The sequence below is a fragment of the Paraglaciecola sp. 25GB23A genome, from assembly GCF_040012495.1.
Lineage (GTDB): Bacteria > Pseudomonadota > Gammaproteobacteria > Enterobacterales > Alteromonadaceae > Paraglaciecola.
In genome coordinates this window covers 24,354-51,351 of the sequence record NZ_JBDYKM010000004.1, presented here as the reverse complement: position 1 = coordinate 51,351, position 26,998 = coordinate 24,354, and the positions used below count along the sequence as shown (strand labels likewise).

Below are 26,998 nucleotides of genomic sequence, written 5' to 3'. Positions count from 1 at the left end.
TAGTGTCCGCTAGTTAATGTGTGTTTTATGTAAGCTAAATGGGTCACAGTAGTAGTGATAAAATAACCGGCTGAGTTTAGGCTATTTAGTCAATGATGTATTGTTTGTTCAATATTTTTGATGAGCGTGAAATATGCTTACTGTCACATTTCATTTCCATAACAGCCAATCTCTTGATACTGGCACGACAATAGGGCTTGGGTATTATCCTCAATCATTACAAATAATGGGTAATAGCGTGAGGATTTCTATCACTTTGTCCATTTTTTTGCTAGTTTACTTATACTTTTAATCCTTCAGAGATTGCTATGTTTTGCCCCTTCTGTGCTGTGCAAGAAACCAAAGTTATCGACTCACGTTTGGTCGCCGATGGCACGCAAGTTCGACGTCGTCGTGAATGTACTATTTGCAAAGAACGTTTTACTACCTTTGAAATGGCTGAGCTAGTGATGCCACGCATCGTTAAACGAGGTGGCTCGCGCGAACCGTTTAATGAAGACAAATTGCGCGCTGGCTTGCAAAGAGCACTGGAAAAACGCCCAGTCAGTACAGAGCAAATCGAAGAATGTATTAGTCGCTTGAAATCAGCATTACGCGCGACGGGCGAACGCGAAGTTGATAGCCAATTTCTTGGGAATCTGATTATGGATGCCCTTAAAGAGCTAGATAAAGTGGCCTATGTGCGCTTTGCCTCGGTTTATCGCTCGTTTGAAGATATTCGTGAGTTTGGTGAAGAAATCGCGCGTTTAGGCGATTAGCTTTTTTGACTTGTCGATAAATAGCTCATTTTTGGATCCATGATGTTAAATCATTTTAATGCCTTTGATGCCCGGATGATGGCCTTAGCCATCCAATTAGCCAAGCGTGGTCAATACACGACTTCGCCTAATCCCAATGTGGGTTGTGTACTAGTTAATCCGCAAGGTGAAATCATAGGGCAAGGCTGGCATCAAAAAGCTGGAACGCCCCACGCAGAGATTCACGCCTTACAGCAAGCAGGAAGCAAAGCCAAAGGAGCAACGGCTTACGTAACACTTGAACCTTGCAGCCATTTTGGCCGTACACCCCCTTGTGCACTTGCCTTGATAGAGGCCGGTGTGACAAAAGTGGTGGCTGCCATGGTTGATCCTAACCCATTAGTGGCGGGGAGTGGCTTAGCCAAGTTGCAAGAGGCGGGCATTTTAACCGCTCATGGTTTAATGCAAACACAAGCTGAAGAGCTGAATCGTGGATTTATTAAACGCATGCAAAGTGGCCGCCCATGGGTGACAGTAAAGTTAGCTGCGAGCCTAGACGGTAAAACTGCACTAGCGAATGGCCAGAGTAAGTGGATCACCGGACCTTTAGCCAGACAAGATGTACAACGCCATAGAGCCCGCAGTTGTGCAATTTTGTCAGGTTCAGGTACGGTGTTAGCTGATAATCCCTCACTCAATGTGCGTTATGCAGAATTAGGGTTGCCGCAGTCGGTGTTAGCGGAGGATAATCTGCGTCAGCCCCTGAAAGTCATACTGGACGGGCGGAATCAACTCAAGGCTGATTTGATTTGTTTGCAAGCATCAAGCCCAACAATATTGATCAATAGTCGGCCCAATGCTGTGCCGTTTTTGAGTAGTGTGAGTCAATGGCAGGCTCCTTATGACGGTAATCAATTAAATCTTGCAGCTGTGTTTGATTATCTCGGCTCACAACTGATTAATAATGTTTGGGTCGAAGCGGGCGCCAAATTAGCTGGGGCTTTATTACAAAGTAAATTGATAGACGAGTTGATTTTATATCAAGCGCCCAAACTTATGGGGAATAGTGGGCAGGATTTATTTGCCATAGAACCTTTAACTAACATGCAGCAAGCATATTCATTAACGTGGACTGATATTCGTCAAATTGGACCCGACTTAAAATTGACGGCCAAGATAGCTTACGAATAACAAGTTCAATTAAATAGAAAGAGAAACTATGTTTACCGGTATTATTGAAGATGTAGGTGCAATCCAAAGTTTACAGCCCAGTGGTGAGGACATCCGACTTACTATAAAGCCGCATAAACTTGATTTGAGCGATGTAGCGCTTGGAGACAGTATTGCCAACAATGGTGTTTGTTTAACTGTTACCGCAATAAGTGGCTCCACCTTTAGTGCTGATGTGTCTCATGAAACGATAAAACGTACGGGTTTTGCCCATTATCAAGCAGGTAGTAAGGTTAATTTAGAAAAAGCCTTGCAAGCCAATGGTCGTTTAGGCGGGCACATTGTCAGTGGTCATGTAGATGGCGTTGGACAAGTGTTATCCATTGAAAATGTGGGTCGTTATGTAGAGATCTGGCTACAAGCGCCAGTCTCTCTTGCCAAGTATCTAGCTGAAAAGGGCTCTATCACAGTTGATGGGGTTAGTTTAACGGTTAATAAAGTAGACGGCTGTCATTTTCTGATCACCTTGATACCCCATAGTTTGCAACAAACCATTATTGGTTTATACAAAGTGGGTACCCAGGTAAACTTAGAAGTGGATGTGATTGCTCGTTATCTTGAGCGCTTGATGCTCGGTGATAAAGCGGCGGAACACACTGTTGACGGCCAGAAAAAAGATATCAGTATGGCTTTTTTAGCAGAAAACGGTTATTTGCGTTAAATTACGCAACAATTAAACAAAGTAATAATAAGAATTCTCCCTATGCCCTTAAATACCACTGCAGAAATTATTGAAGACATTCGCCAAGGTAAGATGGTTATCTTGATGGATGACGAAGACCGAGAAAACGAAGGCGACCTTATTATGGCAGCTGAACATGTGACGCCACAGGCCATTAATTTTATGGTCACTCATGCGCGCGGTTTAGTCTGTTTACCGATGACGGCTGAGCGCGCTAAACGCTTACATTTACCTTTGATGGTCGATAACAATGGCGCGCAGTTTTCGACTAATTTCACGGTGTCCATTGAAGCTGCCCATGGTGTCACTACCGGCATATCTGCTGCCGACCGTGCTATCACTATTTTAGCAGCGGTTGGTAAAGACGCAAAAGCCGCTGATATTGTGCAGCCAGGTCATATTTTCCCCCTAATTGCCAAAGAAGGCGGTGTGCTTAATCGTGCCGGTCATACAGAAGCGGGGGTTGACTTACCGCGCTTGGCTGGGTGCGAACCTGCTTCAGTTATTGTTGAAATTCTGAATGAAGATGGCAGTATGGCTAGGCGCCCAGAATTAGAAATATTTGCCCAAAAGCACCAAATCAAAATTGGCACGATTGCCGATTTAATTGAATACCGCAACCTCAATGAAACCACCATTGAACAAGTCACAAAATGCAAATTACCCACTGAATTTGGTGAGTTTGATCTAGTTACTTTCAAAGATGTTATCGATAACCAAATGCATTTTGCCTTGTGTAAAGGTGAGATCAGCGGCGACAAACCAACTTTGGTGCGCGTACATTTGCAAAATACACTAAGTGATTTGCTAAGCTCTACTCGCTCCATTGAACGCAGTATGAGCTTACCGCAAGCCCTGAAGCATATCGGTGAGGAAGGGGGCGTATTAGTGTTGTTAGGCAAAGAGCAAGACGTATTAACTCAGTTAAAACAATTCGAAGCGGAAGATAAAGGTGAGCTACCCACTGCTGCAGCTTGGCAGGGCACATCCAGAACCGTGGGCGTTGGGAGTCAGATCTTGGCGAGTTTAGGAGTTAAAAAAATGCGTTTATTGAGCAAACCTAAAAAATATCATGCCTTGTCCGGTTATGGCTTAGAAGTAGTAGAATATGTTGAGCATTAAGCTCCAAGAAACGGCAATAATAGTGATCGTTGGCACTTAAGTGGGCAAAAAAAGCGATTAAATCTTAATACGGTTGTGCTAAACTGCGCGCCGTTTTTTCAAGTAAGGCACAGTACATGAATATCATTGAAGGTAATATCCGCGCAACAGGCAAAAAATTTGCACTGGTTGTAGCTCGTTTTAATGGCTTTGTTGTAGAAAGTTTGGTTGATGGTGCTTTAGATGCATTAGAGCGTCATGGCGAGGTTAATGAGCAAGATATCACTTTAGTGCGTGTACCAGGCGCCTACGAGCTGCCGATTGCGGCACAGAGGCTTGCGCAAACTAAAAAGTATGATGCTATTATTGCCTTAGGTGCGGTTATCCGAGGTAGTACACCTCATTTTGATTTTGTGGCAGGTGAATGTAACAAAGGCTTGGCGCAAGTCTCGTTACAATACAATATTCCGGTCGCTTTTGGGGTAATTACGACAGACAGTATCGAGCAAGCGATCGAACGCTCTGGCACTAAAGCCGGTAACAAAGGTGCTGAAGCTGCAGTGACAGCCCTTGAAATGGTTAATGTTTTAGCCAATATTGAAGGGATTGAATAGGTGAAACCTAAAGCCCGCAGATTAGCCAGAGAGCTTGCTACGCAAGCCGTTTACTCTTGGCAGATGTCGAAAAATCCGGTTGAACAAATCGAATTAAGCATCGTCACCAGTAACGACATGAAAAAAGTCGATATGGAGTATTTTCTGGAACTGCTGCGCTCAGTAGTAAAAGATTGCGCTGAACTAGATAAAAAAATCAAGCCTTATTTAGGCCGCTTACCTGAAGAGCTTGATCCAGTCGAAAAAGCGATTTTACGTATCGCAACTTATGAATTAGTTGCACGCATTGATGTACCTTACAAAGTTGTTATCAATGAAGCCATTGAACTTGCCAAGATTTTTGGTGCCGAAGAAAGCCACAAGTTTATCAATGGTGTATTAGATAAAGCCATCAAAACCTTGCGCAAAGATGAGTTGGCCTAACATTAAATTCAAGGAAGCGGTTTATCGCTTCCTCGGTTTATCCCCTCACTAAAAAGTTGTAAAAGTGAAAGAATTCTCGATTATTGATTCGTTCTTTAAAGCGCAAAGTCACCAACGCAAAGATGTCATACTGGGTATTGGTGACGACGCTGCGTTGACGATTATTCCACAAGGGCAAGCATTAGTAACGACAACTGATACCTTGATTGCTGGTGTGCATTTTTTGGTTAATGCAAATCCTCATGCGATTGCACAAAAAGCCATTGCGGTTAATCTCAGTGACTTGGCTGCGATGGGTGCAGAACCAGCTTGGATAAGTTTGTCATTAAGCCTACCTATTGCCGACGAAGTTTGGCTAAGCGCGTTTTCGGCAGGCATTGCCGAAATGACCAAGTTTTATTCTATTCAGCTGATTGGTGGTGATACCGTTCAAGGCCCCTTGGCGGTAACGATTACAGCTCAGGGTTTTGTGCCGCCTGAACAAGCTTTACTGCGCAGTAAAGCTAAACCAGGAGACTTTGTTTATGTCACCGGATATTTAGGCGATGCAGGAGCTGGGCTTGATATACTGCTGGATAAATTGCAGATAAATGATGGTGATAATAAAGCGTATTTTTTGTCTCGACTACATTACCCTACACCTCGATTATTAGCGGGTACTAGTTTGCGCCGTTTGGCTAATGCCTGTATCGATTTATCCGACGGTTTGAACTCTGATATTCGTCATATACTTAAAGCCTCAAATTGCGGGGCGACAATTCATCTTGATAAATTACCACTATCCAAAGCGATGCGTGGCAGTGTTGAGGCAAATGTAGCGCGAAATTATGCGGTAAGTGCTGGCGACGATTACGAATTATTATTCACCGTGAGTGAAGAACAAAAAGGTAAGTTGGAACTGGCGATGGCGAGCACCAATGTGTGTGTCACTTGCATTGGACAGTTAAATGGCATAGCCAACAAACTTGAATTTCGACTGAATAATGCCGTGGTGGATGAACAACCTCGTGGCTATCAGCATTTTTAATTGTATTATGTTTTCATATTCTATAAGTCGGTTAATCAATGCGAGCTGAACTGCGTCAACGTGTATCACTTAAAAACCCTTTGCACTTTTTGGCCTTCGGCTTTGGTAGTGGTTTGGCGCCTAAAGCACCCGGTACCTTTGGCACATTGGCGGCCATTCCACTGGCTGTATTATTAAGTTTTTACTGCCCTCTGCCTATTTATATTGGGCTGTGCGTATTATTTAGCGTAGTTGGTGTTTGGATATGTGGTCATACCGCCAATGATATGCAAGTGCATGATGATTCATCTATCGTTTGGGATGAAGTGGCGGGTATGATGATAACTCTGGTGGCAGTGCCACTGAGTTGGCAAACCGTCCTTGCGGGTTTTATTTTGTTTAGACTCTTTGACATCATCAAACCTTGGCCCATCAGCTATCTCGATAAACACGTGCACGGCGGTTTTGGTATTATGGCTGATGATGTGTTAGCTGGAATATTCTCGCTGGCCTGTCTGCATCTTTTAATCGAATTTCAGTGGCTATAAGCCACATTATCTATTCGCTTAAATCTTTTTTTATTTTCATTGAACTTGCTATTTAAATTGCTATCAAATGTAAACATAAGGTTAATGCCTTAAGGTTTTAGCCCCTTATAATTGATTACAATAAGTGCCTATGTTTATGAATTTAACCCTTGATAGATTACCTGATGCAAAAGACTTTAAACCAGAGTCGACAGCTGAAATAGAACAATCCACAGCAATAAAGCCAGTTATTTTCATGGTGATGGATTTACTGGGTGTTGTTTTTATTTTTTGGGGTTTAGGTGAGCAGTTTGAACGTTTAGATTGGTTACCTGCATCGTTAAACATCAATCATATTGGTCTCATCATGATCTTGATAGGTTTCCTTTTAACCTTACCCTTTCTTGCTTGGGTGCTAAAAAGTGCCAGTAAATTACTCAACAGGATCTCAATTTAGTTTGCTACAACTTTTCACGTCAAGACCGGCCAATTAGCTTTGAGAGCATTTTGCCAGCATGAATAAGCCACTTATTTGCCCCCTCTGTCAGCAGCAAAACTTTTGTGCAAAATTGGCTGAACAGGACTGTTGGTGTTTTAGTCATGCCATCCCGGCAGCCTTAATTGCTCTAGTGCCAGCAGAGACGCAGAATACTCAATGTATTTGCGCTCAATGTGTTGAGTTTTTTAATAATGACCCTGTTAGTTTTACTCAAAAATATCAAATTAAAATCTAAGTAAGGCTGCATGCTTTACATCGCAGGTTTAACTAAACGATATCGTTTTAAGCATATTTAATCAGTTTGTAGCGTATTTGAGACCTCTTCAACATCTTCTATTTTGATATGCAAATGTGACAAATTAGTCAATTTGTCTTTCAGGCGTTGGGAGTAGGTGACAAAATTGGTTAAAGCACCAGCATCCGTGCGTTTGGGATCAATCATCAACAATAGTAGGGCCCGATTGGCGGAATCTATTTCTTGTTGTAATTCTTTTGCCTGAGAGTTAATGGTCTTGTTGTTGTTATTGTGCATCGCTAGGGCAATTTCATTAAAGTATTCTAGGGTTTGCATCGACAGTGCACGAGTCACTAATAACAAGTCACTCTTCAATTCGATGAACTGTTCTTTCATGACCCTTTTTGATTCGAATAAGTCGGTGATTGAATCGTGAATCTGAAATAAATAGTCGAACTGATTAATGATCTTAATCAAGGCCTTGGACTCTTTCTCATCTTTAATCAGGGAAACGGCTTTAGCAAAAAAATGCAAATACTCTTTTTTGACAAAATTAATGTATTGGATCCGCTTATCCGCGGCATCGTAAATACCTTGATAATTGGTCTCCACACTTAGTGTCACGGCGTTGTAGTTTTCTTGCAAAAAGCTAAATAGGCTATCTGAACCGGCTTCCAGTTTCTTTTTTACGGTAAAAAAGTCATCACCTTCTTCTAATTTAGGTAAATTTAGCCGTTCAAAATCCATTTTTCCTTCACCTAATAAATAGTCAATAAGACGGGTGAAAGGATTAATAAAAGCAGTAAAAATAAGGCTGGCAACCACATTGAATATTAAATGAATGTTAGCCAGCGCGATAGCGGGTGAGTCGTTATATTTTGATAGCTGGTCGCCAAACAGTAAAAGTACTGGCAAAAAGATAACCACCCCACCTACATTAAAGAAAAGATGACTTAAGGCGGCTTTTTTGGCCGCGATATCCATATTAAACACCGCAATAAATGCGGTAGCGGTAGTGCCTATATTGGCACCAAGAACAAGTGGTACAGCGTTTTCCAGGCCAATAAGCCCTTGTTGTGCAAAAATAATCGCTAAACCCGTGGTCACAGAGCTCGATTGCACTAAGGCGGTAAAAATACAGCCAAAAGCGATAGCATAAAAGGGGTGCTGTGGCTGAGTGAGTATACTAAGCAAAGCTTCATTTTGTTGCAAAGGCAACAAGGTACTTGATATGAGATTAAGGCTAAAAAAGACAAAACCAAAGTAGAATATGGCTTTACCAAAAATAGAAACTCGATTGTGTAAAAGGCTCAGAATAAAGCCAAAAATAATGAGGTATGGAGCAAAGTTGGTTAACTTAAAAGCAACTAATTGCGCGGTAATGGTGGTACCAATGTTACTTCCAAAAATAATACCAACACTGTTTTTAAAGGATAATACACCAGCGTTGACTAAACTAATGGCGATGACAGAAGTGGCAGAACTGGATTGGATCACCATAGTGACCAAGGCCCCAATAATAACGCCAACAATGGGCCATTTAGTCGCAGTGCTCAAGGATTTGCGAAAATGTTCACCAGCTAAGCCTTGTATTTCTTTTGAAAAATTATCTAGGCCAAATATAAACAGAATAACGGCTGTCATGCCAGTCATAACAATTTGCAACAACTCCACTACTAACCACTCCTATAAAATTAAAAACTGCAGGCGACATCGGCTGTTAAATCTGTCGATACCTGTTTGTTTGAGTCTCAAATAGTCTAGCCTACAGTGTTAAAAAACCGATGATGTAAATCAATTTTCTAATGAAAATATTGGCTGGTTGTCACTGCTGACTCTCTAGGTAGTTAGGCTAGAGTGTTCACTTAAATCACTTTGCTGCGCTACAACATAAAAACTTCACACACTAATGTCATGCTGCTCAGGTTGATAAATTACGCGTAAGATTGGGCTAGTCAAAATGAAATTAGATTCTATTAAAACCCGTTTACTCACCATTATATCTGTGTGTTTGTTAGGTATGTTGATATTGGTGGTAAATCAACTCTATAACACCAAACGATTGGTTAACTTAAATCAGCAAAGTAAAACACTATTAAGCTTAAGTAATGAGTTGCTGCAATTACGCCGTCACGAAAAAGATTTTTTATTAAGAATGGACCCAAGTTATATCACGCGTTTTGAAACTCGGGCTGACAACTTTAGTATTAAGATCCAACAAATTAAACCGTATTTTGATGAGTTTGCTCAGAGTCACAATTTATTCAATGAACTAAATGCCAGTTTTGTTATGTATCGACGTCAATTTTTAGATTTAGTGATCTTGCAAACTAAAATTGGATTAGATGAAAATCACGGCCTGCAGAACTATTTTAGACAAGCCACACACTTAATTGAAGTTGAATTAAAAGCGCAAAACCAGCTGAATATGCAGTTATTGCTGTTACAAATTCGACGCAATGAAAAAGATTTTTTGCTGCTTAAACGCCCGGAGTACGTCAGTCAAGAACAACAGTATTATTTGCAGTTACTGGCGGCGGTTGAGCAGTCCAGTCTAAGTAATAAAAACCAATTGCAAAGCTGGTTAGAGGATTATCAGCAAGGGTTTGTTTCCATGGTTGAGGCGTATCAAAAGATGGGCTTAGATCACAAGTCAGGCTTACAAGGGCGGTTTCGCGAGCAGGCCCATGAACTCGAGACGCAATTGCTCATGGTAACAAGTCAGTTTGAATTGCTGATCAGTAAAGCTGAATTTCAAGTTGAACGTAATAGCTTATTAATAATGCTGATTACATCTTTGGCTCTAATTACCTTATTAGTGCGAAGTTATGTGACGTTTCAGCGCGCATTCTTAAATTTTGTGATGTTTTTTTATCGCTGTAAACGCGAATATCAACACATGGACAGTAAAAAATTGGGCTTCTCTGAATTCAAACATTTAGCCACAATTGCCAATGAAATGATTGACGCCCGTCGTGATATCGAGCGTCAATTACAAGTGGCGAATGCCCATATTGCTGAACTTGAAAAAGATAGCGTAGCAGACTTAAAACACCAGACTTTGGCCTAAGCTTGGCACAACCGCCTTTATACCTTTGTCTTGCCATAACTTTTCTGCCAATGCTTCTAAAGCCTTGGGCTCGCCATGCACCAATACCACTTTGGGCGAGCTGTCAAATTGGCTTATCCACTCTATTAATTCATTCTGACCCGCATGGGCTGAAAAGCCACCGAGGGTTTCGATTTGCGCTTTGACCACATAATCGTCACCAAAGAGCTTTAAATGCTGCAGACCGTCGACCAATAAACGTCCAAGGGTGCCATTGGCTTGATAGCCACAAAAAATAATGGTGTTGCGGGAGTCCCAAATGCGTTGTTTAAAATGATGACGAATGCGACCACCAGTGCACATACCGCTACCGGCAATAATGAGAGCACCTTTTTTGATTTTATTGACCATCATGGATTCATCTGGAGTGACAGATAAAAACAAACGAGGAATAAAATCTCTTAAGATTGAATGTGCATGCGGGCTAGCTTGCTCTATTTCATTCCGATCAAGAGCATGAAACCATTTGTCATAAACTCGAGTGACTTCTATCGCCATTGGACTATCTAGAATAACTTGCCAGTTTTCTAATAACCCTTCTTGATGCAAGCAACCTAAATAAAACAAAATCTCTTGGGTTCTTCCTACCGCAAATGCGGGGATCATAATATTACCGCCGCGGGCCTCGGTCTCGCGTAAAATGGTTTTAAGTTGCGATACGGTATCGTCAATCGACTTATGATTACGATCACCGTATGTGCCTTCCATCAATACAATGTCCGCTTGAGTCATTACACTTGGATCTTTCATTAACACGGCACTTTTATTGCCCAAGTCACCTGAAAAAACTAAGGTTTTATGTTCACCTCGTTCGCTAAATTTCACTTCGACGATAGCCGAGCCGAGAATATGCCCAGCGTCATGAAAACAAATAGTCGCATTGTCAGCAATGTTAAACGGCTTTTTATAAGCATGGCCAATACACTGTTCTAAGACCTGTAAGACATCTTCTTCAGTGTACTCAGGTTCGATGAGAGGTTTTCCTTTGCGCACAAGGCGACGGTTTTCGCGTTCTAGGTCGCTCATGTAAATGCCGACTGAATCTCTTAACATTACCAGCAATAAGTCCGCCGTCTCTAGCGAGCAGTAAATGGGCCCAGTAAATCCATCATGCACTAGCTTGGGCAGCATGCCACTATGGTCAAGGTGAGCATGTGACAATACCACTGCGTCGATTGCTGCAGGATTAAAGGCAAAATCACCATCTCCAATGCGTTCAATTGAATTGCCGCCTTGATGCATGCCACAATCAAGTAATACTTTACCGAAAGTCGCTGACTCTAATAAATGACAAGAACCCGTAACTTCTTGCGCCGCTCCCCAAAAATAAACAATAGCCATGTGAAGACCCTTATAGATTACTTCTTGTTATAAAAATATAAGCATAATGTAGCTGGCTTTGGGCTGATGACCTTGTTTTGGATCAAGTATTTGACTTGTTTCGCTTAAAGTTTTGTTTTTTAGGGGGTTTAATTAATGAAATAATCGCGACTTTGTTTGATTGTTATTTGTTTATTTTCAAGCCAACAGACACAAGAACGCTGAGCAGTGTCGGGTTCTTGGTCTGCACTTAATTGAGTGCTCTAAGCGTGAATCCTAGCGTGATCGGGTTTTGCTATCATTTGCTAACAATTGGTAAAACTGGCTGCTGACCCCGTTGGTCCATCCAAAGCCAAATTGCACAGTGTATTCACCTCCGGTAGCGGTGGCGTTGATATCACAAACGTTATATTTTTCGAGAAGAGTTTGATGATTGTTAAAGTAATGCTCTACACAAGTTAGCCAATTTTGCATGATACGTTTTGCAAGGTCATGATAGCCATAGTCCCTTAAACCTTTAACCGCAAACCATTGTAATGGTGCCCAACCGTTTGGCGCATCCCATTGTTGTTCAGTATCAGCTATGGTTGTAATGATACCTCCTGGTTTGAGTAGTTGTTGTTCAACTACTTTTGCTATGTTACCTGCTTGCTGTGGTGAACTTAATCCAACAAATAGCGGCACAAGGGTTGCGGCTGAAACGGCAGCTGTAGGCATACCTTTTACGACATTGTAATCACGATACAAACCTTGATCCGCATCCCACATAAAATGGTCAATGGCTGCTTGCCGCTCTAGTGCACAACTTGCGTAATAATCAGATTTTTTTGGATTTATTAAGGTAAAGCCAAGGGCCAACTGTTTTTCTAATAAATACATCAGGCTATTTAAATCGATGGGCACGATTTGCGTGGTACAAATGCTGGTTAAGCTAGTGGGGTCGGCTAACCACCTAGAACTAAAATCCCATCCTGATTCACACGCCGCACGTAGGTCTCGATAAAACTGTGCTCTATTTGCAGCAGGTAGTGATTCTGCGGCTTTAATATCTTCGCTATAGGACTCTGGGCGCGGGGAGTCATCATCGTCATAATAACGGTTGAGAATTGCCCCATTGGGCATACGCACTATCCGCCTATGAGTAGGAGTACTCGCACTTAATTGTTCCTTACCTTGCATCCAGAATTCATATTCCAGTTCCATGCCGTCTAAACAACGCTCACGCAAGTTATGATCATCACTTTGTGCTAAGACTAATTCGGCCATTAAGCCTAAAATTGGGGGCTGACTGCGGGTGTGGTAATAAGCGCGGTTACCGTTAGGAATTAGGCCTACTGTGGCTTGCACATCTAAGAAGTTCTCTAACATATTCTGAACTAGTTTGTGATGGGGGGTATTCATTAAGCCCAGTGCCGTAAAATAACTATCCCAATAGTAAATCTCACGAAATCTACCTCCTGGGACTATGTAGGGCCGTTTTAATGGAATTAAACTGCATACTCCTGGTACATCGGGTTGTTTGGTTAATACCCGCCACATTTGGTTGATATAAGCAGGTACCGAGCTTTGCACGGACTCTGCTCGCAGTACAACGGGGTCTGGTAAGATAAAATAGGTGGCAATAAATTTTGCTAATCTAAAGTCAGTGTCAGTTTTACATTGTTCATAACGCTCAATAATGACATTCCAGTCAGCCTTAGGCGTTGCGTCAGCAAAGGTTTTACTGTCTTTGAATAGACCCGCCAACTGCACATCATGGAACAACTGACTGTTATAAAAAGGTAAAGAAGCATGCCAATCATTATTTGTCTTGGTCATTATAGATAATCCTTAATGAGTTACTGAGCTGGCAGTCGCGGCAGTTTCTAGAGACTTTGAAGTACGCCGGAAGAAAAACAGCGTGATTAAGATAAGACCTATAGGAATTAGTGATAAAAAGAAGGCTTGTTGGCCGCCCATTTTATCAAATACCAAGCCAGTAATAATCGAACCTGTTGTGCCACCTAAGGCTGAAAAAACCACAATTAGACCCGTCATAGGGGCATGTTGGTAACGCGGTAATGCGCTGAGCATAACTGAATTTAAGACGGGATAAATCGGCGCCATCAACAGACCAATTAAGGGGAATAACATCGCGGCAAATGGCACGTGCAAAACCGACGTTACTGAATTTTCAGGTACTTTTTCAGCCAAAGGTAAACTTACTACGATCAATACAGCCATCAGCAGCAAGCACACATTGAGAAAAGGATACCAATTAACTCGGCGTAAAACGGCGCCGGCTAACAGTCTGCCAACGGCCAGAGAAACAGCAAAAACACTGGTGATCTGAATGCTGACGTGCACAGGAAGGCCGAGCACTTCTTGATTGAATGTGGGCAACCACGTGCCGATCCCTTGTTCAATCAGCACATACAAGAATACCGATAGAACAAAAATTAATACTAGAGGCTGATAAACAAGTTTTAACATAGATAAAAACTCGCTTAACAAGTTAGCTTGTCTGTGAGTTGCCGGCTCGCGCTCAATAGGCGCCAAAAATACCAGCAACAGAGCAACGGCAATTAACAGAGCTAACAAATAGTAAACTGTCAGCCATTGTGGGTTACTGGCGTCATTTTTATCGATAAAAGCGCTGAAAATCCAATAACCAGACAATACACCCAACATAAAAATACCTTCTATGGTATTCATTAAAGAAGAGTGGCCCCGTGTGGTGTTAGTGAGTTGGCCGATAATGGCATACACCGATACTTTGACTAAGGCAAACGCTGTACCAATGCCAGCGAACAACAGTTTTATCATCCAAAAACTGCCAATACTAGGTACTAGAGTACATAGCACACCAACTAGAACTAAGGCGCCCATCATGGCTGCTTTATAGCCGATTCGGGGAATAAAGGAGGCCACTAAAAATGATACCGCTGCGATGGACAGGTCTTTAAAGCCTTCAAGGACACTGGCTTGGGGCTTACTGATATCAAAACTGTTGATGGATTGCAGAATAACCGTGCCCACACTATTGAGCAGGATGGCAAAGATAAAATAACTGGCAGCTATCGCAACAATGGTCAAAGATCGAGGCATAGGTTAATACTCGGTTACAAAACTTGAGCAAAGTCTAACCTGTAAAAAAGCAAGTTGCAATCGATTGCAAGTTAAGTGCTTGTTCGACTTGAACGACGCTCGATAAGCTCGATATCTAGCACAACGGAATGTGTTGCTTGGTGGTTAAACTGGGCAATAAGTTGTTCCACCATTTTTTCAGCGGCCAGTGCGGTATTTTGGCGAATAGTGGTTAAGGAAGGATGCATAAGTTCAGCTAAGGCAATATCGTCATAACCGACAATACTGACATCGGCCGGAATGCCCACATAACGCTCTTTTAGCGCCTTCAGTGCCCCTAAGGCCACCATATCACTGATCGCCACGATCCCATCAAAGGCTAAGCCATGGTCACGAATGAATTGATTTATACATGTGTAGGCGGCTTTACTGGTGATATCGATTGGCATTGTCAACGCTGGGTCAATATTCATGTTGGCATCTTGGTGTGCTTGTTTATAGCCTGCGTGACGTTCGCTCATTTCGGCATGACCAGGGTCGCCTAGAAATAAAATTCGCTGGCAACCCCCAGCTATTAGGTGTGTCGTGGCTTTATAACCACCCAAACGATTATTGCCACCCACTATGGGGTAGTGAGTATCACTTGTTGGATCGCCCCAAACCACCAAGGGCACCCCCGTGCTGGCTGCGGCAGTAATTTTCTCAGTACTCTTGCCTTGTCCAACGATGATTAAGCCATCAGCCCGTTTACTTGTAATAAAGTAGTTTGCCCAGTTGTCGGTGGCCATAAACGAATTAGACAAGAGTAATTCGTAGCCTTTGGCATTTAAAGCCTTGTTTAAATCACCCACTACTTTGAGCAGAAATGGGTCGGCAACACTCTGTTCTGTGTTATCGATGAGATTCAGAATAACCGCAATAACATTGGTTTTTTGGGTGCGCAAGCGGCTAGCAGCGGCATTAACACTGTAATCATACTCTTTAGCTAAGGCCTGCACTTTGTCACGAGTTGTTTGTTTTATTAGCGGATTATCGTTGAGTGCGCGAGAAGCTGTTGAGGTCGACACACCTGCCAATGCGGCAAATTGGGCTAAAGTGAGTTTTTGATTTTTTTTCAAAGTGTACACAAATCTAAAGAATTTGATTAAATATAACTACTTAAACACCTAATGCCTACCAGCAAATAAGAATTTATCTAAATCCTTGACTCTACCAAAGCTGTTTACAAACCCCGATAAACAATTTAACAAAACTGCTTATTATTTCTTGCAATCGATTGCAAACCGATCTATTTTGATTTCCGAAAAATGGAAGTGAACAATTAATTAACGGTTTTCTGTGAATTGATTAACAACTTCAAGCTATAAAATTACACAGGAGCACACTATGAATACTTTATTTTCTAAGAGTCTGTTGGCTTGCGCTATATCGGTAGCCTTTAGTACTCAGTTGGTTGTAGCGCAAGAGGCTACAAAGAAACAAGCAACTAGCGATAATACTGAGGTGATTATTGTCAGTGGTACACCAGGTGGTCTGGGGATGCGTAAAATCGACGCTAGTTTCGCTGTTACTAACCTTGATGCCAGTGACATAGAAAAGCTAGCGCCTAAATCTACTGCTGATTTATTCAAAGCCATTCCTGGTGTTTGGGTTGAAAGTTCAGGTGGTGAGTCCGGCGCTAATGTGTTTGTACGTGGTTTCCCCGGTGGTGGCGACGCGCCATTTCTGACTATTGCGATGCAAGGTTCACCCATATATCCAGCGCCGACCTTGTCGTTTTTAGAAAATTCTCAAATATTTCGTGTTGATGAAACCATTGAAATGGTTGAAGGCTTGCGTGGTGGCCCTAACCCAGTCGTGAGTAATGGTCAGCCAGGTTTGACCACCAACTTCAGATTGAAGCGTGGTGGCGAGTCAACCGAAGCGAAGGCCAAATACACCACTTCTGATTATGGTTTAAATCGGGTCGATTTGGTAATGAGTGGCGAGTTAGCTGATGATCTGTATTATATGGTTGGGGGCTATGTAAAGAGCTCGCCGGGTATACGTGATGCAGGCTTTAATTCAGAACAAGGCAATCAACTCACCCTTAATTTAACCAAGATTTTTGATCAAGGTGAAGTCAATCTTTACACCCGCCAAACCGATGACCACGGCACTTGGTATTTACCTACACCATTGAATGTGGCCGGTATTGATGCAGGTTATACACAAATAGGCACAAAAAACCGCCAAGCTACAATTTATTATGGACCCGATGACACCGCGCAAAGCTTCGATTTCGGTGATGGTCGTGGTTGGGACGGGCAAGTCAGTGGTGGTAGTTTGAAGTTAAATTTACCCAATGACTGGCATTTAGTCGACCGTTTTAATATCACCAAAGGTCAAGCTAATACCTTTGGTTTAGTGCCAAATGGCGCGGCGACGACAGTGGCAACTGTCGCAGATAATGCTAGCTCCGCAACCGGTCAGGTCACCGGCGATGTGTATAGTGGCAGCACGCCAATACAACAAATTGGTCGTTGGGTGGTCTTAAAAGATATTGAATCGTTTACTAATGACTTGGCAGTGTCTAAACAATGGGGCGATATCGATACCGCTTTTGGCATTTATAGCGCAACAACTAAAGCCAAAGATTGGTGGAGCATTGGTAACCATGCTTATTATGTGTTGAATCCGGGCGGCGAGCTACTGGACGGTATTGCCTGCAATGATAGTGCTGCCGGTTGTGGCTGGAGTTATGACATTAATTCTGTTGGTGATGCGTCAACACGAGCCTTCTATGCAACGAGCTCTTGGTATGCAACCGACGACATTACTGTTGATTTGGGCTTACGTCATGAAAATCACAAAGTCAGTTACAGTGTTGATGAAGGCCTTGATGGACAAATTGATAAAGCATTAGATTATGATGAAAACAAAGTATCGTGGACCGGTGGTGTGAACTATGCACTCGACAATAATAGTGGTGTTTTTGTGCGCTTAAACCGTGGCTACAAGATGCCTTACTTTGACGATTTTCGTGACAACTGGGGCGCTTACACGGGCGGTAATAACCTGATTAAAGAAGTCACACAGTCAGAATTTGGTTATAAATTTATGAGTGATGAATTTCAGATATTTGCCACCGGATTCGCCAATAGAGTTAAAGGTGATACATTTGTACGTCGTCCCGGTGATCCGGCTGAGATACTAACTAATGAGGCCTATGGTATTGAATTAGACAGTAACTATGATCATGAGTCGGGTTTGTCGGTTAATTTAAATGCGACTGTGCAAAAGACAGAAATCACAGCCAGTGCGACCAACCAAGGGAATGAAGCTCAGCGTCAACCAGGCTGGCAATTGCGTGTTACGCCAAGCTACGAGTTTGAAGTGGGCAATGATATGTATGCCTCGGTTTACGCGACCTTATCAGCAGTGGATGATCGCTTTGGTGACAATGAAAATACTGTTGTACTAGAAGGTTATGAAAAACTGGATGTGGGCATGACCTTTGAACCCATTGAATCTTTGCGTTTGCAATTATCGGTCGACAACCTAACGGATACCATGGGGATTACTGAAGGTGATCCGCGTAATCCTGATGCACCCAATGGCCGTTATATTATGCCGCGCAGCATTAAATTCAGTGTGTCATATATGCTGTTTTAGGCCTGCATTAGCTTAGAAATAGGCTAAAACAGCTTATCAAGAGCAAAACCACAAGGGCAATAAGCATAAGCTTATTGCCCTTTTTTAGTTCATTGAGCAGCAATTTTTGTTGAACGTTAAAAGGCTTCTCAATAAAAACAAAGTCATGGCATATATGATGAGTATCACCGCTAAAACAGCTTCATATCGACAAGCGACCACATAATGACGACATCTGATTTACGAGCAATAAAATAGCGCGAAAATAGCCCACCCAATGTTCTACTCTCTATGAAAAAGGCAATCACATTAGTCTGGCAATAATGTCTAGGCTCAACTGCAAGGATTGATGGTTGTGACTAGCAATTATCATGTCGATGTGGAACAGCAGTAAGCCACCAAAAAATCGACTGTCAAAGGTGTTTTTTAGCCGATTTTTGCCAAACCATTCTTCGCCGGTAAATTTTTCCAAACCGATGGCGAGATAAAAAATCGAACCACAACTTAGCCATACCGAATAGACTTTCATCAGTTCGAAAATAAAGGGCGCCATGATGTTGATTATCGACCAAACTAGCATGCCTGCTAGTGGCATGGCTAAAAAACGTCGCTGTTTCAATAAAGTACGTTGTGTTTCTAAGTTGTTCTACATTTCCCCCGATAGTTATGTTAGTCAGGAGACAGTGTGCTGATACCCCACAGAAAACAAGGCAAAAAAAGTCAGCATTTCAACGTGACTTTTGTCATCAAAGAGTCAAATTTTATCTAGGGTCTGGTCTGTAACAGATGCTATTAGCGGCGAAAAATTAAATGAATATCAATATTATTTTTCTAAGGTAAATTTAGTGCTCGATTTAGTTTGCAAATCATAGATAAATGATTAAATTAAGATAGGTATTTAACTCAAGGCTCTTGGCTATTTACCTAGACATAATAGTCAGAAAGGTAGCACGATTTTAGATCTTGCTCTGGTTTGGCCTTTGGGTCTCTATTGGTCATTTTACCGGTGACTTGACTCATACTTAGCAAGTTATTGTTGAAGTCGTAATTGGAATTATTAGCGTTTTTTTACGCAGGTAAAAAGTTTAGAAGTATTTATAAAAATTTATGCCATTACGAACGGTGGATTTTGCCTAGACTATTAGCAGCCTTGAGTCTTGCCGCTACGCCGATTCTTTTGCCTTCGTTCAATATCGTGTTCGTAACGCTAGTTGACTAAAATTTATTAGTATCGTCGTGCCGATAAATAAGGCCTCACACATTAGGAAGAAGTATGAGTGATATTTACAAAACGCCAGAATCCCAATTAGACGTGTCGGATGACAAAGTGGTGGTACAGCGACCCAAGTCAGTTGTTATTATTTCGGTGGTTTTCTTTTTTCTGGCAGTATTAGACTTTGGATTTAGTATTAATTCGGGTTTTATTCATCAGACACAACAATTTGATGCCGCAGGTAACATTACCGGTAGCAGCTTTAAAGTAGAGTTGTTGTGGTTAGCAATGTATGGGATTGGTGCAGGCTTAATGCGAGGGGGGAAATTTGCCAGAGTTATAGCCTGTTTTGTTGGTGTAATACTCCTAATCATTCCGGGTGTATTTCTTATTTATTTTCTATTTTTCACCGATACAAAAAACTTTTTTGAGCAAAAAAATTGTGGAAAATGTGGTAACACCTCTTATTTAAACAAAGGTTTTCCATTCAAAGGCATCAGTTGTAAGCGCTGTAAAAATAAAATTGAATTACAAAATAGCTAACACATAGCGCGTAGCTATGAGCAATGAATAACATAAAATGACAGTTTTACCTCTAAACGGCCTAATGATATTAATAATAGCCAATGGCAGATACATGCTCAATAGAGTCAGGAGGTTTTTTAGGTATCGGCAAGCATTACATTCTCGCAAATTTGAATTAACTCAATATCTAGGGTAGGCAAAAACGTGACTTTGAATATTTTCTCTTTCAACCGCACTATTTTTTTGCTCAATCTCCAACACGCTCTGACTTTTAAGCGCATTGTTTGATTAGCGCATAAGGCCTAGCTGCTACTGCAACTTGTGGCATTAAATTGCCTCTGCTGGCAACTATCGATCTATTGCAGTTTGATTTATTTATTATCGTCGCTTAGACCTAGGGTTTGTTTAACTTCGGCAAAAAAGTTTTCAGCTTCACCACGAGATCCTAAAGATAAGTGCTTGCTCGACAAACTAAAACTATCAATGCTGAACAGATATTCACGAGCTTGAGTAAGGTAAGTAACGACATCGGGTTCACTGATATCAGCCTTTTGTAATTGTTTGGCATATTGTTGACTGGCGCCCAGTTCAACCAACTCAGAGAGTTTATTCATAGTGTCTAATTGCTTTTGTAACTTATCATTGCGCTCTAAATAGCTTTGCAATTGGTTTAGTGGCTTGTCTTGTGAGGTCTGCTGCACTTGCCATTGGCCATTTATTTGTTTTATTTCTATTTCCTTAGATATGCCTAGGTCACGCACGACCTGTTGTAAATCTTTACCCACCGAGAGCAGATTAAAATTCAACATATTATCCAGAGTCTGCAAGTTTAAGCTGCTTTCACCACTTTGTAATTGAGTCAATGTGGTATCGATATCACCACTGATAATGTCTTGTTGCAGGTTGCGTATGTCTGAAGCGACATCAAATTTTTGCCGAACAGCAGCATCCTGTAAGGCTGAATCGGCCTTGTTAGAATTTGTTATGTAGTCGAATAATGTGAGGTTTGAATTGGCAATCTGCATCTGACTTCTGTGATTATTTAAGCTGTACTCGAGTTAATGAGCAAAACACAGGCCAAGCTGTCAGCAATAAAATGTTAAGATTCACCAGCATTGGCTTTCAGACAAACTTGTCGCATTCGATCTAAAATTAGGTTTGAGGCTTACAAGGTCAACAGAATTAACGCAGCTCACAGGCAGCAAAAAAATGACGCATGTTATTAATCCGAAAAAATTATTAAATAGCAAATGGACTGCATTGAAACCGCAGAACAAAGAAAAACACTTTCTCGTCAGCGAGATTGAATTTGATGAAGAAGGCTCTGTTCTAAGCTGCACTATTGAAGCGGTAATGAGCAAACGTTCCGAGCAAATTCAGTGGCAAGTATTGAAAGATCCCACGCATTGGTTACAAGGTTGGAAGTAAAGGCAGTTGGCAATTGTAAATAACTCTTTTCTCGCGGCTATTTAAAGTGAGATTTGATTCATCCATACTTTGGCGAGAGACTAATAAATATTACATTGTCCTGATTGTTCATTGGTAGGCAAAGTATGGTAAACAAGCGACTAAACTAAAGTGGTGGGTAAGACGTATTCGAAAGCCACAATAGATTAATTCAAATTAGGACAAAATTATTGTCCGTAATCTCGAGCTATAGAAATATTTATGCAACTTATTTTTTTTGACCTAGATGGCACGTTATTAAACGAGGCATCTGAAATATCCATTTTTACTAAAGAAACCCTAATGCTGCTAAGGGAAAAAGATATAGCGTATACCGTGGCAACTGGGCGAACAATGCTGTCGGCTCAGCGCATTGTAGATGGTCACGATTTCGACTTGCCGCATATTTATAATAATGGGGTGACAATCTGGGATCCCAAAATTAAACAACTTACTTTTGAAAACCTGCTAAGTAATGCTGAAATTTCAACCGTGCTCGATTGTGCGTTTGCTCAAGGCATTACGCCTTTTGTTAATGTTATCGGCAAGCACCATAATCAAAACCATCAGCATTTTATTTTTCATAGTGAAACTCGTCATGATGCAGAAAAAGAACTGGTTGAAAAGTACTTTTCTCGCACCGACGCGAAACTGCTGCCCTTAGATGCTTTACCTCTTGATAGTCAAGTGACCAATATTAGTATGATTGGTCAGGCCGATACCATTAATAAAATGTGGTTAGAACTCAATACCTACGCCAATTTAATTGCTTACTCGGGACCCGCTGTCGAAGGTAAAAATTTAAGGTGGATGGATGTGCATCATTGTCTGGCTAACAAAGGCGCTGCAGTCACCAATTTAAAAAGACAATTGGGCGCCAGCAAGGTGATTTGTTTTGGTGATGGTGATAATGATTTAAGTATGTTTGCGCTGGCGGATGAAAGTTATGCCCCAGAGAATGCACAAGCCGAGATTAAAAAGTCTGCAACTGCGGTTATTGGGCATAATCACAAAGATGGCATTGCACATTTTTTGCGTGAGCGCTTTTCACTATAAAGATTGAATGTCCCAGCAGACATAAGTGTTGCGTGGACAATAGCCACAACTCAGTCGCGAGTAGCAACAGCTTTTGCTCTTGGTAAAAAGGTCACAAGGAGAGAACATGAGAAGTCTTGGCATGCCAATCTACTCGCAACAAGATTGGTTGGCTCGATTACAAGCGTCGAACTATAGTGATGGTCCTATCGATATTTATAATCAAGGGGATAGGGTCCTTGAACTTGAAATGCGTATGGCGACTCTGCTAAACAAACCGGCAAGCTTGTTTTTCCCTAAAGGCACTGTTGCCCAGCTTTGTGCGCTCAAAGTCTCTGCCGAGCAACGCTTTAATAACAATGTTGTCCTTCATTCAATGTCACACATGGTGTTAGACGAAGACGACGCCTTTCAGAGTTTGTTAGGTTTAAGGGGCATTCCTATCGGAGGCTTTGATAGTCCTTTTGGCCTTGCCGATATTGAGAGTATTGAGGCAACGTTTGCCACTCTAGCTATTGAGTTACCGTTGCGTCGTGCAGGGTTTAAGCTACCTCCATGGCAGCAATTGTTAGCCATCAGCCAATGGTGTAAAACACAGCAGGTTCATTTGCATATGGATGGGGCTCGCTTGTGGGAGTCAACAAGTGCTTATGAAAAATCGGCAGCTGATATCAGTGCTTTGTTTGATTCTGTTTATGTGTCTTTATATAAAGGATTGGGCGCCATTGGAGGTGCTATTTTAGCAGGTGAAAGTGAGTTTATTGAGTCATGTAAGGTGTGGCGCAGTCGATTAGGGGGGAATGCTTTTACCTCGTTTCCTGTGGTTATTGGCGCTTTAGATGGTTTGGATAATCGACTGCAACACATACCGGAGTATGTCGCACGTGCCAAAGACATTGCTAGTTTGCTGGCAAAATTCCCTCAATTAGAGGTTCATCGTCCTGCCACCAATGGCTTTTTTGTTTTTCTTGAAGGTGATATCAAGCAACTGACTGAAAAAGCCAATAGGCTCAACCAACGCATGGGCCTTAAACTGTTTAGTCAGTTTTCTCGCTTTCCTACAACCCACAAAACTATGCTTGAAATCCAAGTGGGCGCCGAGCATAAAAAAATAAGTGATCAAGAGATCACAGATTATTTTACCTCGCTATTAGGCGAGTAGATTGAGTTGAATAATACATCAATAAATGCGGGTAAATTTCTTACTTTTGCTAATTAGGCACTGTCTTATTGACAGATTTTAGCTTATTTATTTTTGTGCCTACCCCTTGACCTGCAGATGCTAAAATATCCACCAACTGCTAAACTTGGGCCTATATTACTGAGATGGAATAAATCTAATGTTACTGGCAGTTTTGGCTTTGGTGTTCGGCCTCACTCTATTGGTGTGGAGCGCTGACCGTTTTGTTGATGGAGCATCAGCAGCTGCTCGCTATGGTGGTATGCCACCCTTGCTCATTGGTATGCTAGTGGTTGGTTTTGGCACATCGGCACCGGAAATGGTGGTATCTGCCATGGCTGCAGCCGATGGCAATCCGGCCTTGGCACTGGGCAATGCATACGGCTCTAACATTACCAATATTGCCTTAATTATTGGCCTAGTTGCTTTGCTTAGCCCTATCAAGGTCAACTCACAAGTCCTTAAAAAAGAAATACCGCTATTACTGGCCATTACTTTGTTTGCTGGTTGGCAAATGTTTGATCATCAATTAAGTCGGGTTGATGGCTGGTGTTTATTGGGGGTATTTGCTGTCGTGATGGGCTGGTCTGTCTGGCAAGGCATGCGCAACCCGCAAGATGGTCTATCACAGGACATGGACAAAGAGCTCAGTAACAATACCATGACCCTAAAACAAGCGCTAAGCTGGTTGGTGCTGGGTCTGGTATTACTTATAATTGCTTCACGCTTACTGGTCTATGGTGCGGTGTATATTGCACAAGGCTTAGGGGTTAGTGACTTAGTTATTGGTTTAACGGTTGTGGCAATAGGCACCTCATTGCCGGAGCTTGCCTCATCGCTGATGGCGATTAAGAAAGGCGAGCATGACATCGCCTTAGGTAACATTATTGGTTCTAACCTATTTAACACCTTAGCGGTGGTCGGTATTGCTGTGTTAATTGAGCCTATGGATGTCGACCCGATAATTTTAAGTCGTGATTGGACCTTGATGTTCGGCTTAACCCTTGCCTTGTTGCTATTAGGTATTGGTTATAAAAAACTAGGCCGAATCAACAGGTTAGAGGGGGCCTTGCTGCTGACGGTATTTTTTGCTTATACAGCTTACCTGATCAGTAGCGCTTTTTGAGTGGCCATCGCTCTTGCTATATTAGAAAAGTTAATTTTCTCTTGGCCCTTTATGCACTAACTTAGGCGAAGTTTAAACTCTTCTTTGAAACGCCGTGATAAATTCAGCTTATGGCCATTTTTTAGCTGAATTTCACCATCACCACTGGCTAAGTAAGAGATATGCTCGATAGCATTATGATTAACCGCATAACTGCGATGAATACGGCTAAACCCTTTACTTTTTAATCGTTCGCTAAGCTCTGTCAGGGTTGAACGCAGTGGATAGATGCGCCCACCACTGTATAAATTCACGTAGTTGCCTGCTGACTCCATCCACTCGATGTCCGCTACGCGCACTAAAAATTCACGGTCGAGCTTTTTCACCAATAAATGCTCGGGGGCGTCTATTGTTGTTTGTGTCATTGACTCAGCTCCGATTAAATTGGCCTCACCTTTGAGACGACGATAAACGAATAAATAAACCTGATATAGAATAAAGAAAAACGCATAACCCCAGACATCTTTGCGGTACTCATAAAAAAATTCCCGAAGCAGCGGGCCAAAATCATACTGACTGTCGACCAACCAATAAATGCCTTTTCTGATCCATACCATGATGGTCACATGGGCGAGTGCAAAGACTAAGGATATGCCAAAATGCTTGAGCAGTTGCTGGCCCATATTGACTAATTTAAACGGTACAGCTTGCCACAAATAAATGAGCACTGGCAGCAGCAGTAAATTACTGATGGCACTTGAATACTCCCACACAAAAGGCTCCCACATAGCAAAGTCAGGGCTGCCATCACGGGTGGTTTCCATCCAGTCAGAGGTGGCGTTAATACTGTTGTTGAGTAACCAATAGATGGCAATCAAGCTATAGAGATAGACAGTTTTATGTTTATCGAATCGTTCAAATAGTGTCAATTTAGTTTATCCCTGTTATCCACCGTTTATCCCTGAGTACTGTCCGCTGGGCATTTGGCACTGTGCGCTAATATTTTGCATGGACATACTTGCCTGAGTATTTAACCGCAAGGAATGTTATGACTCAAGCAATAGATAATCGTCGATACGACATTGATTGGCTGCGCACCTTAGCTTTTGGCTTATTGATTTTATACCACGTGGGCATGTATTACGTATTTGAATGGGGCTGGCATATAAAAAGTGTTCAGCAGAGTCTGTGGCTGCAAGACATGATGATATTGATTAATCCATGGCGTATGTCCTTGTTATTTTTTGTATCAGGCATGGCGCTGGCTTTATTTTTACTCCGCGGGCAACAACAGACTTCTGCCTGGCAAGTGTTTGGCATGCGTAGCAGGCGTTTACTGGTGCCATTGATTTTTTCCATGTACGTGATTGTGCCGCCGCAACTGTTTTATGAATTGCAGCAGCAACATGGACTAACCCTAGGTTATTGGTCTTTCTTGCAAGAATATTGGAATGTGGATACCAGCTTGGCGCCTTTCAAACACTCTTCAATAGGTTTGCTGACCTGGAATCATTTGTGGTTTCTACCTTATTTATGGTGCTACAGCCTACTCCTGTTGCTGTTAAAACCCGTGCTTGAATGGGTATTGCAAACCAGGCATTGTCAGCAAGTCAGTATTGGCTGGGCTGTGACTGTGATTGTTCTTACAACTTTTATCATGTGGTTTTTGTTACGGGAGTCTTATCCAACAAGCCATGATTTACTTAATGATTGGTACAGCCACGCTAAGTATTTTTGGGTATTAGTTTGTGGGTTTTTTCTCGCCAGAATGCCGCAACTGTGGCAAAAAATCGTTGAGCAACGTCGCTGGTTTTTATGCATCGCATTGCTTTGCTACGGCTTTATTATTTTGGACAGGCATGAACAGCTGACGTTTATCGCCCAGTATTATCATAGCTCAATATGGGTGAAAAGTTTCTACGGTACGATTTTCATTAGCAATCACTGGGCCTGGATACTGGCTGTTGTGGGATACGCAGGGCACTATCTCAATTTTTCAAACCGCTTTATTGTGTATGCGAACCAAGCTATTTTACCTTGGTATATCTTTCATCAAACGTTGATCGTTGTGATCGCGATGAAATTGTTGTCCCTGCACTTACCTGCTTTGGTGGAAGCGTCTTTATTGATTTTACTCACAAGCTTGGGCTGTTTAGTGGGGTATGAATTAGTGCGGCGGACGAGCTTAAGTCGTTGGTTATTTGGGTTAAAAATAACAGTGGCTAAAAAGCACAACATAGCGCATGCAAATCAAAACAAGGTGGTAAGTTGAGTCGCAATTTGTATGTTGGTAATGACAGATAAAACCGATA

At 41.9% G+C, this 26,998-nt stretch carries 25 protein-coding genes; 17 read left to right on the top strand and 8 right to left on the bottom strand.

Annotation, left to right across the window (positions count from 1 at the left end; translation table 11 throughout):
• Positions 1 to 308: 308 nt before the first annotated feature.
• The 9 genes from nrdR (at position 309) to ABKW31_RS09375 (ending at position 6,777) form a co-directional block, all read left to right on the top strand.
• A complete protein-coding gene (gene nrdR, locus ABKW31_RS09415) occupies positions 309 to 758 on the top strand; it encodes a transcriptional regulator NrdR (protein ID WP_068376767.1) in 450 nt (149 codons plus the stop codon).
• A 39-nt stretch (positions 759 to 797) separates the two neighbouring features.
• Positions 798 to 1,928, top strand: a complete 1,131-nt coding sequence (gene ribD, locus ABKW31_RS09410) for a bifunctional diaminohydroxyphosphoribosylaminopyrimidine deaminase/5-amino-6-(5-phosphoribosylamino)uracil reductase RibD (protein ID WP_348616086.1) — start codon at positions 798 to 800, stop codon at positions 1,926 to 1,928.
• A gap of 28 nt (positions 1,929 to 1,956) precedes the next feature.
• Positions 1,957 to 2,628, top strand: coding sequence for a riboflavin synthase (locus tag ABKW31_RS09405; protein WP_348616085.1), 672 nt, complete (start codon positions 1,957 to 1,959; stop codon positions 2,626 to 2,628).
• A gap of 42 nt (positions 2,629 to 2,670) precedes the next feature.
• The gene (gene ribBA, locus ABKW31_RS09400) at positions 2,671 to 3,771 is read left to right on the top strand and encodes a bifunctional 3,4-dihydroxy-2-butanone-4-phosphate synthase/GTP cyclohydrolase II (protein WP_348616084.1); all 1,101 of its coding nucleotides are present in this window, start codon (positions 2,671 to 2,673) and stop codon (positions 3,769 to 3,771) included.
• A gap of 116 nt (positions 3,772 to 3,887) precedes the next feature.
• Positions 3,888 to 4,364, top strand: coding sequence for a 6,7-dimethyl-8-ribityllumazine synthase (ribE, locus tag ABKW31_RS09395; protein ID WP_348616083.1), 477 nt, complete (start codon positions 3,888 to 3,890; stop codon positions 4,362 to 4,364).
• Positions 4,365 to 4,787, top strand: a complete 423-nt coding sequence (nusB, locus tag ABKW31_RS09390) for a transcription antitermination factor NusB (RefSeq protein WP_348616082.1) — start codon at positions 4,365 to 4,367, stop codon at positions 4,785 to 4,787. It abuts the gene before it with no gap.
• A 64-nt stretch (positions 4,788 to 4,851) separates the two neighbouring features.
• Positions 4,852 to 5,814, top strand: coding sequence for a thiamine-phosphate kinase (gene thiL, locus ABKW31_RS09385; RefSeq protein ID WP_348616081.1), 963 nt, complete (start codon positions 4,852 to 4,854; stop codon positions 5,812 to 5,814).
• A 38-nt stretch (positions 5,815 to 5,852) separates the two neighbouring features.
• On the top strand, positions 5,853 to 6,341 hold the full coding sequence (locus ABKW31_RS09380; protein WP_348616080.1) for a phosphatidylglycerophosphatase A: 489 nt from the start codon (positions 5,853 to 5,855) through the stop codon (positions 6,339 to 6,341).
• A gap of 136 nt (positions 6,342 to 6,477) precedes the next feature.
• Positions 6,478 to 6,777 (top strand): hypothetical protein, encoded by a 300-nt coding sequence (locus ABKW31_RS09375; RefSeq protein WP_348616079.1) that lies wholly within the window; start codon positions 6,478 to 6,480, stop codon positions 6,775 to 6,777.
• Between the two features lie 334 nt (positions 6,778 to 7,111).
• Here the strand turns inward: ABKW31_RS09375 and ABKW31_RS09370 are convergent, their stop codons facing one another.
• Positions 7,112 to 8,728, bottom strand: a complete 1,617-nt coding sequence (locus ABKW31_RS09370) for a Na/Pi symporter (protein ID WP_348616078.1) — start codon at positions 8,726 to 8,728, stop codon at positions 7,112 to 7,114.
• A gap of 286 nt (positions 8,729 to 9,014) precedes the next feature.
• On the opposite strand from ABKW31_RS09370, the gene ABKW31_RS09365 reads away from it, so the two are divergent.
• Positions 9,015 to 10,124, top strand: a complete 1,110-nt coding sequence (locus ABKW31_RS09365; RefSeq protein ID WP_348616077.1) for a hypothetical protein — start codon at positions 9,015 to 9,017, stop codon at positions 10,122 to 10,124.
• On the opposite strand, the gene ABKW31_RS09360 is transcribed toward ABKW31_RS09365, so the two are convergent.
• The 4 genes from ABKW31_RS09360 to ABKW31_RS09345 form a co-directional block, all read right to left on the bottom strand.
• On the bottom strand, positions 10,101 to 11,504 hold the full coding sequence (locus tag ABKW31_RS09360) for an MBL fold metallo-hydrolase (RefSeq protein ID WP_348616076.1): 1,404 nt from the start codon (positions 11,502 to 11,504) through the stop codon (positions 10,101 to 10,103). The two genes, ABKW31_RS09365 and ABKW31_RS09360, sit on opposite strands and share 24 nt — an antisense overlap.
• 255 nt (positions 11,505 to 11,759) lie before the next feature.
• Positions 11,760 to 13,301 carry an alpha,alpha-trehalase TreF gene (treF, locus tag ABKW31_RS09355; RefSeq protein WP_348616075.1) on the bottom strand — a complete coding sequence of 514 codons (1,542 nt, stop codon included), beginning with the start codon at positions 13,299 to 13,301 and terminating at the stop codon, positions 11,760 to 11,762.
• Positions 13,302 to 13,313: 12 nt separating this feature from the next.
• Positions 13,314 to 14,570 (bottom strand): MFS transporter, encoded by a 1,257-nt coding sequence (locus tag ABKW31_RS09350; protein WP_348616074.1) that lies wholly within the window; start codon positions 14,568 to 14,570, stop codon positions 13,314 to 13,316.
• Between the two features lie 71 nt (positions 14,571 to 14,641).
• Entirely contained in the window at positions 14,642 to 15,667 is a 1,026-nt protein-coding gene (locus tag ABKW31_RS09345) for a LacI family DNA-binding transcriptional regulator (RefSeq protein ID WP_348616073.1), read from the bottom strand.
• Between the two features lie 268 nt (positions 15,668 to 15,935).
• Between ABKW31_RS09345 and ABKW31_RS09340 the strand changes: the two genes are divergently transcribed.
• Complete coding sequence (locus tag ABKW31_RS09340) at positions 15,936 to 18,203, top strand: TonB-dependent receptor (RefSeq protein WP_348616072.1); 2,268 nt, start codon at positions 15,936 to 15,938, stop codon at positions 18,201 to 18,203.
• Positions 18,204 to 18,486: 283 nt separating this feature from the next.
• On the opposite strand, the gene ABKW31_RS09335 is transcribed toward ABKW31_RS09340, so the two are convergent.
• A complete protein-coding gene (locus ABKW31_RS09335; protein ID WP_348616071.1) occupies positions 18,487 to 18,801 on the bottom strand; it encodes a hypothetical protein in 315 nt (104 codons plus the stop codon).
• A 654-nt stretch (positions 18,802 to 19,455) separates the two neighbouring features.
• Between ABKW31_RS09335 and ABKW31_RS09330 the strand changes: the two genes are divergently transcribed.
• Positions 19,456 to 19,938, top strand: coding sequence for a hypothetical protein (locus tag ABKW31_RS09330; protein WP_348616070.1), 483 nt, complete (start codon positions 19,456 to 19,458; stop codon positions 19,936 to 19,938).
• A gap of 353 nt (positions 19,939 to 20,291) precedes the next feature.
• Here ABKW31_RS09330 and ABKW31_RS09325 read toward each other — a convergent pair whose 3' ends face one another.
• On the bottom strand, positions 20,292 to 20,945 hold the full coding sequence (locus tag ABKW31_RS09325) for a hypothetical protein (RefSeq protein ID WP_348616069.1): 654 nt from the start codon (positions 20,943 to 20,945) through the stop codon (positions 20,292 to 20,294).
• 184 nt (positions 20,946 to 21,129) lie between these two features.
• Here ABKW31_RS09325 and ABKW31_RS09320 point away from each other — a divergent pair, with 184 nt between their 5' ends.
• The 4 genes from ABKW31_RS09320 (at position 21,130) to ABKW31_RS09305 (ending at position 24,707) form a co-directional block, all read left to right on the top strand.
• On the top strand, positions 21,130 to 21,348 hold the full coding sequence (locus tag ABKW31_RS09320; protein ID WP_348616068.1) for a TIGR02450 family Trp-rich protein: 219 nt from the start codon (positions 21,130 to 21,132) through the stop codon (positions 21,346 to 21,348).
• Between the two features lie 240 nt (positions 21,349 to 21,588).
• On the top strand, positions 21,589 to 22,422 hold the full coding sequence (locus tag ABKW31_RS09315; RefSeq protein WP_348616067.1) for an HAD-IIB family hydrolase: 834 nt from the start codon (positions 21,589 to 21,591) through the stop codon (positions 22,420 to 22,422).
• 106 nt (positions 22,423 to 22,528) lie between these two features.
• The gene (locus tag ABKW31_RS09310) at positions 22,529 to 23,563 is read left to right on the top strand and encodes a beta-eliminating lyase-related protein (RefSeq protein ID WP_348616066.1); all 1,035 of its coding nucleotides are present in this window, start codon (positions 22,529 to 22,531) and stop codon (positions 23,561 to 23,563) included.
• 178 nt (positions 23,564 to 23,741) lie between these two features.
• Positions 23,742 to 24,707, top strand: a complete 966-nt coding sequence (locus ABKW31_RS09305) for a calcium/sodium antiporter (RefSeq protein WP_348616065.1) — start codon at positions 23,742 to 23,744, stop codon at positions 24,705 to 24,707.
• Positions 24,708 to 24,763: 56 nt separating this feature from the next.
• On the opposite strand, the gene ABKW31_RS09300 is transcribed toward ABKW31_RS09305, so the two are convergent.
• Positions 24,764 to 25,615, bottom strand: coding sequence for a LytTR family DNA-binding domain-containing protein (locus ABKW31_RS09300; protein ID WP_348616064.1), 852 nt, complete (start codon positions 25,613 to 25,615; stop codon positions 24,764 to 24,766).
• Between the two features lie 119 nt (positions 25,616 to 25,734).
• On the opposite strand from ABKW31_RS09300, the gene ABKW31_RS09295 reads away from it, so the two are divergent.
• Positions 25,735 to 26,958, top strand: a complete 1,224-nt coding sequence (locus tag ABKW31_RS09295; protein WP_348616063.1) for an acyltransferase family protein — start codon at positions 25,735 to 25,737, stop codon at positions 26,956 to 26,958.
• Positions 26,959 to 26,998: the final 40 nt, after the last annotated feature.

Excerpts from the sequence above, each read along its gene's own strand:
- ABKW31_RS09315 (WP_348616067.1), top strand. The coding sequence starts at position 21,589 with ATGCAACTTATTTTTTTTGACCTAGATGGCACGTTATTAAACGAGGCA.
- nrdR (WP_068376767.1), top strand. The coding sequence starts at position 309 with ATGTTTTGCCCCTTCTGTGCTGTGCAAGAAACCAAAGTTATCGACTCA.
- ABKW31_RS09365 (WP_348616077.1), top strand. The coding sequence starts at position 9,015 with ATGAAATTAGATTCTATTAAAACCCGTTTACTCACCATTATATCTGTG.
- ABKW31_RS09350 (WP_348616074.1), bottom strand. The coding sequence starts at position 14,570 with ATGCCTCGATCTTTGACCATTGTTGCGATAGCTGCCAGTTATTTTATC.
- ABKW31_RS09405 (WP_348616085.1), top strand. The coding sequence starts at position 1,957 with ATGTTTACCGGTATTATTGAAGATGTAGGTGCAATCCAAAGTTTACAG.
- ABKW31_RS09295 (WP_348616063.1), top strand. The coding sequence starts at position 25,735 with ATGACTCAAGCAATAGATAATCGTCGATACGACATTGATTGGCTGCGC.
- treF (WP_348616075.1), bottom strand. The coding sequence starts at position 13,301 with ATGACCAAGACAAATAATGATTGGCATGCTTCTTTACCTTTTTATAAC.
- ABKW31_RS09380 (WP_348616080.1), top strand. The coding sequence starts at position 5,853 with ATGCGAGCTGAACTGCGTCAACGTGTATCACTTAAAAACCCTTTGCAC.
- ABKW31_RS09305 (WP_348616065.1), top strand. The coding sequence starts at position 23,742 with ATGTTACTGGCAGTTTTGGCTTTGGTGTTCGGCCTCACTCTATTGGTG.
- ribD (WP_348616086.1), top strand. The coding sequence starts at position 798 with ATGATGTTAAATCATTTTAATGCCTTTGATGCCCGGATGATGGCCTTA.
- ABKW31_RS09310 (WP_348616066.1), top strand. The coding sequence starts at position 22,529 with ATGAGAAGTCTTGGCATGCCAATCTACTCGCAACAAGATTGGTTGGCT.
- ABKW31_RS09375 (WP_348616079.1), top strand. The coding sequence starts at position 6,478 with ATGAATTTAACCCTTGATAGATTACCTGATGCAAAAGACTTTAAACCA.
- ABKW31_RS09320 (WP_348616068.1), top strand. The coding sequence starts at position 21,130 with ATGACGCATGTTATTAATCCGAAAAAATTATTAAATAGCAAATGGACT.
- ABKW31_RS09360 (WP_348616076.1), bottom strand. The coding sequence starts at position 11,504 with ATGGCTATTGTTTATTTTTGGGGAGCGGCGCAAGAAGTTACGGGTTCT.
- ABKW31_RS09330 (WP_348616070.1), top strand. The coding sequence starts at position 19,456 with ATGAGTGATATTTACAAAACGCCAGAATCCCAATTAGACGTGTCGGAT.
- ribE (WP_348616083.1), top strand. The coding sequence starts at position 3,888 with ATGAATATCATTGAAGGTAATATCCGCGCAACAGGCAAAAAATTTGCA.
- ribBA (WP_348616084.1), top strand. The coding sequence starts at position 2,671 with ATGCCCTTAAATACCACTGCAGAAATTATTGAAGACATTCGCCAAGGT.
- ABKW31_RS09340 (WP_348616072.1), top strand. The coding sequence starts at position 15,936 with ATGAATACTTTATTTTCTAAGAGTCTGTTGGCTTGCGCTATATCGGTA.
- ABKW31_RS09325 (WP_348616069.1), bottom strand. The coding sequence starts at position 20,945 with ATGCAGATTGCCAATTCAAACCTCACATTATTCGACTACATAACAAAT.